Genomic DNA, 3,329 nt, shown 5'->3' with positions numbered 1-3,329 from the left:
CAAAAATTAGCTTCGTAAATGTCACCACGTTGAATTCGTTCCAATAAATTACCCACTTTTTCAATGTACTTAATTGGGGTGATTCGCTGCTTGATTTCAAATGTTTTCTCTTGAATATCCTCATGCAAAATTTGGGACACTATCTCTTCAAAATCAGCTTCTAACTCATCATCACACATGCCTAAATATTGAATTTCGACCGCATCTCCATTAATTAAAAATAGTTTTTTAGGTTGAAAAAAGAATAAATCAGGAAAATGTAAGCCGTCAAAATTAGCAGATGTTAATGGTTCCAAATCATTTTTAAGATCATAGGATAAATAACCAAAAAGCCAATCTTTAGTAGTTTGCTGGTATTGTGCTAAATCGTCAAATGCATTATAAAAATCAGTTTTTAAGGAGGTAAATGCATCTACCGCTAACACGCAATCATAACTAGAATAGCGATGATCGTACTCATTACTATCTAAATAAACGAGCTCGCGAAATTGTTGCGACCAAGTTAACAGCTGTTTTTTAAACAATTTAGGGTCTGAAATAGGCTTACTAACGGATACTCTCAAGGTGATAATTTGCTTTAAAACTCAAAATTACGATAAAAAAAATCCTTTAATATGACATAATCTTAAAAATCAGTTCTTTTTTTTCGTAAATTTACTAGAAGACACTGAAAGTAAAATACTTATAATTTTGAATTCAACTTGTTTTTATACTTTAGAGGGCAACGGTAATACGATGATGAAAGAGAATTAAAGCGCGCCCTAGACTTGCAGCAATTTTACTCATGTAACCAATAAAACCTATATATTATGAAAATTGCAACGATTATTATTCGAATTATGCTAGGTCTATTATTTTTATACACTTCAATTAGCTATTTTTTTCACCTAACACCCGAGCCAGCATCAACCGGCGAATTTAAAGCATTTCAAGTAGGATTAGTTGCTTCTATGTATTTGTTGCCACTCGCAAAGGCTGTAGAATTACTGTGCGGACTCTCTTTTCTTACCGGCAAATACATGACATTAGCTAATATTATGATCTTTCCTGTAACCTTAAACATCTTATTAATCAACTATTTTTTGACTCCTGAAAACTTGCCTATTGCTATTTTTGTTTTCGTTGGAAATATCTTTTTGATTTTCACCCATTGGGATAATTACAAAAGTTTATTTCGAGCTGATTAATAGCTCTAAAACAAAAAAGCCCGTCTTGTTCACACAAGACGGGCTTACTTTAAAAACTATTTTTATTAAACGTGCAATGCTCTATTATCAGTAGCTGCTAATGCTGCTTCTTTGATTGCTTCCGCAAAAGTAGGGTGTGCGTGTGACATTCTTGAAATATCTTCAGCAGATGCTTTGAATTCCATTGCAACCACTGCTTCAGCGATTAAATCAGCCGTTCTAGCTCCAATCATGTGAACTCCTAATACCTCATCAGTAGTAGCGTCAGCTAAGATTTTTACGAATCCGTCTAAATCAGCACTTGCTCTCGCACGACCTAATGCCTTGAAAGGAAAACTTCCTGATTTGTATGCAATTCCCGCTTCTTTTAATTGCTCTTCAGTTTGACCTACAGCAGCTACTTCTGGCCAAGTGTAAACAACACCAGGAATCAAGTTGTAATCGATATGTGGTTTTTGACCAGCAATTAATTCCGCAACCATCGTTCCTTCTTCTTCCGCTTTGTGAGCTAACATGGCTCCACGAACCACATCACCAATTGCATAGATATTAGGCACATTAGTTTGTAAATGATCGTTTACTTCTACTTGTCCTCTATCCGAAATTTTCACTCCAGCTTTATCCGCATTCAATCCATCAGTGTACGGACGACGACCTACTGAAACTAATGCGTAATCACCTTCAAGAGTGATGATTTCTCCTTTTGCATTTTCGGCTTGAACAGTTACGGCATCGCCAGCTCTTTCTACCGATTTTACTTTATGAGAAACATAGAATTTCATTCCTTGTTTCTTTAATACTTTTGTCAATTCTTTAGACAATGAACTATCCATTCCTGGAATGATTCGGTCCATATATTCAACAACTGACACTTGTGCTCCTAGACGTAAATACACTTGACCTAACTCGATACCAATAACTCCACCACCAATAATTACTAAATGTTTAGGAACTTCTGGTAATTTTAATACTTCAGTCGAAGTTATAATTCTTTCTTTATCGATTGTGATAAAAGGTAAATTAGAAGGTTTAGAGCCTGTAGCAATAATAATGTTTTTTGCTTCAACAGTTTCTGATGTTCCATCCGCTTTTGCAACTGCAACATGAGTTGCATCTACAAAAGAGCCTAATCCTTCAAGTACTGTAATATTATTTTTGTCCATTAAATATTTCACTCCACCTGAAGTTTGGTCAACGACTGCTTGCTTGCGAGCCACCATTTTTGCCAAGTTTACTTTTACTTCACCGGTAAGTTCAATTCCGTGATCTTCGAAATGCTTGATTTCAGCATAATGATGAGAAGAAGCTAACATGGCTTTAGAAGGAATACATCCTACGTTAAGACAAGTACCTCCAAGAGTTGAATATTTTTCGATAATGGCGGTTTTGAAACCCAGTTGTGCACAACGAATCGCTGATACATATCCTCCAGGTCCAGAACCTATAATGACTACGTCAAATGAATTCATAGTATATTGTTTTATATATTATTTTAATAAAAAGTGCTACAAAATTAAGGAATTAAGTTTTGTTTGAAGATCTAAAAACCAGATTTTTTGTGAAGTAATTGCATTCTAATTTGTCCAAAAGCGATTTTTACACTAGAAAGCACTACAACGCTATAGTTGTTGTGTTTTTTACTTCACTAATCATAAAGGTACTTTGTGTACTCCCAATATGTTTGAGCGTAGTCAATTTAGTCACTAAAAACTCCCGATACGCTTCCATATCCTTCACTACAATTTTCAAGATGTAATCGTAATCACCACTTACATGATGGCACTCCAGCACTTCGTTGAGTTTCACTACTTCGCTTTCAAAATGAGTGAGGAATTCATGCGAATGCTGAATTAACTTTAAGTGACAAAAAACGACAAATCCTTTCTCGACTTTTGATTTATCGAGTACTACCACATATTTATCAATGATTCCTTCGCGCTCTAACTTTTTGATACGCTCATAAACAGCAGTAACAGACAGATTGAGTTTTAAGGACAATTCTTTATTGGTTCTTTTACTATCAGTTTGCAATAAAAGAAGTAGTTTTTTATCGACAGCATCTAGATTCATAGTACGGTTTTTACAGTTTGAAATAAAATCTACTAATTTTAATTTATTGATCCAAAAACCAAAAATTAAAAA

General features: G+C 34.5%; 3 protein-coding genes and 1 pseudogene. 1 reads left to right on the top strand and 3 read right to left on the bottom strand.

The window, feature by feature from the left end:
* Positions 1 to 563: pseudogene (locus tag P8M54_RS13525) on the bottom strand (aminodeoxychorismate synthase component I); the annotation flags it as partial.
* A gap of 246 nt (positions 564 to 809) precedes the next feature.
* On the opposite strand from P8M54_RS13525, the gene P8M54_RS13520 reads away from it, so the two are divergent.
* Complete coding sequence (locus P8M54_RS13520) at positions 810 to 1,187, top strand: DoxX family membrane protein (protein ID WP_300288475.1); 378 nt, start codon at positions 810 to 812, stop codon at positions 1,185 to 1,187.
* Positions 1,188 to 1,252: 65 nt separating this feature from the next.
* Here P8M54_RS13520 and lpdA read toward each other — a convergent pair whose 3' ends face one another.
* Together lpdA and P8M54_RS13510 are read right to left on the bottom strand one after the other, a co-directional pair.
* On the bottom strand, positions 1,253 to 2,656 hold the full coding sequence (gene lpdA, locus P8M54_RS13515; RefSeq protein WP_300288473.1) for a dihydrolipoyl dehydrogenase: 1,404 nt from the start codon (positions 2,654 to 2,656) through the stop codon (positions 1,253 to 1,255).
* Positions 2,657 to 2,798: 142 nt separating this feature from the next.
* A complete protein-coding gene (locus P8M54_RS13510) occupies positions 2,799 to 3,257 on the bottom strand; it encodes an Lrp/AsnC family transcriptional regulator (RefSeq protein ID WP_300288476.1) in 459 nt (152 codons plus the stop codon).
* Between the last annotated feature and the right edge of the window lie 72 nt (positions 3,258 to 3,329).

This window comes from Flavobacterium sp. (genome assembly GCF_029242675.1).
Taxonomy (GTDB): domain Bacteria; phylum Bacteroidota; class Bacteroidia; order Flavobacteriales; family Flavobacteriaceae; genus Flavobacterium.
The sequence above is the reverse complement of the archived record's forward strand: the minus strand, read 5'-3'. Positions and strand labels throughout refer to the sequence as shown.